Annotated in this window: 4 protein-coding genes; 3 read left to right on the forward strand and 1 reads right to left on the reverse strand. The window is 71.3% G+C overall.

All coding sequences use genetic code 11. The features are described 5' to 3' along the window. The first annotated feature begins 326 nt into the window (after window positions 1-326). Window positions 327-728 (forward strand): fluoride efflux transporter CrcB, encoded by a 402-nt coding sequence (crcB, locus tag LLG88_16470; protein ID MCE5248502.1) that lies wholly within the window; start codon window positions 327-329, stop codon window positions 726-728. 169 nt (window positions 729-897) lie between these two features. Here crcB and LLG88_16475 read toward each other — a convergent pair whose 3' ends face one another. Then, entirely contained in the window at window positions 898-1,809 is a 912-nt protein-coding gene (locus tag LLG88_16475) for a LysR family transcriptional regulator (GenBank protein ID MCE5248503.1), read from the reverse strand. A gap of 147 nt (window positions 1,810-1,956) precedes the next feature. Here LLG88_16475 and pruA point away from each other — a divergent pair, with 147 nt between their 5' ends. Together pruA and LLG88_16485 are read left to right on the forward strand one after the other, a co-directional pair. Beyond that, window positions 1,957-3,588, forward strand: a complete 1,632-nt coding sequence (pruA, locus tag LLG88_16480) for an L-glutamate gamma-semialdehyde dehydrogenase (protein ID MCE5248504.1) — start codon at window positions 1,957-1,959, stop codon at window positions 3,586-3,588. 190 nt (window positions 3,589-3,778) lie between these two features. Further along, window positions 3,779-4,012: hypothetical protein (locus LLG88_16485; protein ID MCE5248505.1), on the forward strand; the 234-nt coding region annotated here is incomplete at its 3' end.

A 4,012-nucleotide genomic window follows, 5' to 3' on the forward strand; every position in this document is an offset into this window, starting at 1 on the left:
CCGGCGCGGGGCCGGTCGGCGCGGCGGGGAGCGCCGCCTCGGGCGCCGCGCGGCCGGCGGGCGTCGGGCCCGCCGGGAGACGGGGCGTCCACCCCGCGCCCGCGAGGGCGAGCGCGACGAGCGGAGCCAGAACGCGGAGCCAACGGCGCATGGGGAGAATCGTACCAGCCATTCGGCTGCCGCTGCGGGCCGCAACTTGAGAAGGCCGTGCGGCCCCGGTATCATCCTCACGTTTCCGGGCGATGGAGTCCGCCCTCGAACGCGGCGCGGCGCCGCTGATGACTCCTACCTCATCGCGATTCACCCCTTGGGGTGGGAGACCAGCCGTGCCTGCGGAAACGCTCAATCTCTCTCTGTCGCAATTCCTCTTGGTCGCGCTCGGCGGCGCCACCGGCTCCGTCCTGCGTTGGACCTCCTCGACGATCGTCGCCGCGTGGACGAAGCCGTCGTCGTTCCCGTGGGGCACGACGGTCGTCAACCTCGCCGGCTGCTTCGTGATCGGCTTGTTGATGGGCGCGGCGGAGTACCGCGGCGCGCTCGGACCCAACGCGCGGCTTCTGCTCGTGACCGGCCTCGTCGGCGGCTTCACGACCTTCTCGACGTTCGGCTTCGAGACGGTCCAGTTGCTGCGCGCCGGCCGGGCCGTCGCCGCGGCGGCGAGCGTGCTGCTGCAGGTCGGCGTCGGCATCGGCGCGATCGTCGCCGGCCTCGCGCTCGCTCGCCGATAGAAACCGAAGTCCTCAAACGGCCCCGCGTCGCCTTTCGCCGCTCCCGTTGGGGGCGGCTGGCGCGGTGGGGGCTTTCGCGCGGGCACGATCGTCGGGGCGCGCCAGCCTCCCCTACGGCCGATCCCGACAAGGCGGTGTGTCGCGGGGCGGGCGGTGTCGCGCGCCGGGGTCAGCCGCCGATCGCGTCGCCGAATTCGCGGACGTCCATGCGGCGCAGGAACTCCGTCAGGAGGGCGTTGCCGGCGCGCTCCGCGCGGGCGCGCTTCTGGAAGACGCAGAACGTGTCGTCCACGAGCCGCAGGCGGGGGAAGAGGGCGATCAGCTCGCCGCGCGCGAGCTCGCCGAGCACGGTGTACTTGGGCACGAGGCCCACGCCGTACCCTTCGATCGTCGCGTTGATCAGGCCGCGCACGTGGTCGATCGGCACGATCCGCTCCAGCGTCGGACGGCGCTTCGCGGGAAGCGCGCGGAGGAGCTTGTTCCACCACAGCCCCTCGTCGTCGAGCGAGAGGACCGGCGCGCGGCGCAGGTCGAGCGGCGCGCGCAGCGGCCGCCGCGAGAGGAACGACGGGGCGGCGACGACGACGTACTTCTCGCGGAAGAGGCGGGTGCGCAGCAGCGACGGATGCTGGTGCGGCGCGCAGTCGAGCGCGAGGTCGATCTCGTCCCGCAGCAGCGGCCCGTCGAGCTCGTTCGAGAAGCGGAAGGCGACGCTCAGCTCGGGATGGGCGTCGAGCAGCGGGCGGAGCTTCTGCACCAGGACCATCGTGCCGAACTCGACCGTCGCCCCGAAGACGACGAGCTGGGCCACGCCTGTCCGCCGCGCCGTCAGCCGCCGCTCGGCGTCGTCGAGCGCGGCGAAGACGTCCCGGCAGACCGCGTGCAGCTCGGCGCCCTCCTCGGTCAAGGCGAGCCGGCGGCCGCGCCGCTCGACGAGCGCCACGCCGAGCCCGTCCTCCAGCTTGCGCATCGCGTGGCTGACCGCCGACTGCGTGACGTGCAGCCGGCGGGCGGCGGCGGTGTAGCCGTCCCCGCGTCCGGCCTCGTGGAAGACGCGCAACTGGGCGAGATCGAGCGGCATCGCCTCTCCTCCGGCGTCCCCGCGGACGCCCGGTCATGATCGGAACTCATAGCGCACTGGAAAACATATCACTGCATTCATGGCCGCGCGCGTGGTATCCATTCTTCCGGCGCCGTCCGGACCGCGGGGACGGCAGGAGGCTCCGCCATGAACAACAGCGTTTTCCGCTTCGACGTTCCGACCAACGAACCGATGAACGACTTCGCCCCCGGTTCGCCTTCCCGCGCCGCGCTCAAGGCCGGGCTGGAGCGCCAGGCGGCGCAGGTCGTCGAGATCCCGCTGATCATCGGCGGAAAGGAAGTCCGGACGGGCAAGATGCGCGACGTGGTCATGCCGTGCGACCACGGCCACGTCCTCGCCCGCTGCCACATGGCCGGCGAGGCCGAGGTGCGGCGGGCGATCGACGCCGCGCTGGCCGCGCACGACCAGTGGTCGAACCTCTCCTGGATCGAGCGGGCCTCGATCGGCCTCAAGGCCGCGGAGCTGCTCTCCAAGAACCGCCGGTACGAGATCGCGGCGGCGACGATGCTCGGCCAGGCGAAGAACGCCTACCAGGCGGAGGTGGACGCCGTCTGCGAGCTGATCGACTACCTGCGCTACAACGTCTACTTCGCCTCCGAGATCTACGGCAACCAGCCGCGCTCCGCCGCCGACCAGCTCAACCGGATGGAGTACCGGCCGCTCGAGGGGTTCGTCTTCGCGATCAGCCCGTTCAACTTCACCGCCATCGCCTCGAACCTCAACATGTCGGTGGCGCTGATGGGGAACACGACGGTCTGGAAGCCGGCCAGCACGGCGGTCCTCTCCAACTACCTCGTGATGCGCGCGCTGATGGACGCGGGGCTCCCGCCGGGCGTGATCAACTTCGTTCCCGGCGCGGGGAGCGTCGTCGGCGGGGCGGCGCTCGGCCACCCCGCGCTGGCCGGGATCCACTTCACCGGCTCCAACGCCACGTTCAACCACCTCTGGCGCGGCGTCGCCGAGCGGATCGGGCAGTACCGCTCCTACCCGCGGATCGTCGGCGAGACCGGCGGCAAGGACTTCATCTTCGTCCACGCCTCGGCCGACCCGGCCGCCGTCGCGACGGCGATCGTCCGCGGCGCGTACGAGTACCAGGGGCAGAAGTGCTCCGCCGCCTCGCGGGCCTACGTGCCGGCGTCGCTCTGGCCGGAGGTGCGGGACCTCGTCGGCGGCATGGTCTCCAAGATCAAGGTCGGCGACGTGCGCGACTTCTCCAACTTCGTCAACGCCGTGATCGACGAGCCGGCGTTCGACAACGTCATGCACTACGTCGGCGTCGCCAGGTCGTCGAAGGACGCGAAGATCGTCTTCGGCGGCGAGGGGGACAAGTCGGTCGGCTACTTCGTCCAGCCGACGCTGATCGAGGCCAAGGACCCGCACTTCACGACGATGGAGGAGGAGATCTTCGGCCCCGTGATGACGGTCTACGTCTACGACGACGCGAAGTACGCAGAGACGCTGCGGCTCTGCGAGTCCACGTCGCGCTACGGCCTGACCGGCGCGATCTTCGCCACCGACCGCTACGCCTACCTCGAGGCCTGCCGCGCGCTGCGCTACGCGGCCGGCAACTTCTACATCAACGACAAGCCGACCGGGGCGATGGTCGGCCTGCAGCCGTTCGGCGGGTCGCGCGCCTCGGGCACGAACGACAAGGCGGGCGGGCCGCTCAACCTGCTGCGCTGGATCAGCCCGCGGACGATCAAGGAGACGTTCCTCCCCGCGACCGACTACGCCTACCCGTTCCATCGCGAGCCCTGACGTTCGCGAGCCCCCCAAGCCCGCGATCCCTCCTGTGTCCGGGCCCGCCTGGACGGCGCCGCCCCCGCGAATCTCTCCGCGCGGGGGCGGCGCCTTTTCCGCGACGTTCGGCGCGGCGATTGGCGCGGCGCGCGCCGGTGGTGTATTCGATCACGGCGGCGGCGCGCAACGCGCGGCCCCAAGGTGCGTCGTGGCGACCCAGGACATCGGACCGGAGCAACTGCGGCGGCTCGCCGACGAGCTCGAGAACTTCGAGGAGATCGCCGAGCAACTGCGCCCGTCGCCGGGGGACATCCCGGAACTCGACGGGCTGGAGATCGACGGCCTGCTGATGCCGCTGCTCGGCGCGATCGGCGGCGACCACGTCGTCTACGTAGACTTCAAGAAGCGGTACGACCTCGACGCGCTCGCCCGCCGCGCGGCG

The sequence above is a fragment of the bacterium genome, assembly GCA_021372775.1.
GTDB lineage: Bacteria > Acidobacteriota > Polarisedimenticolia > J045 > J045 > JAJFTU01.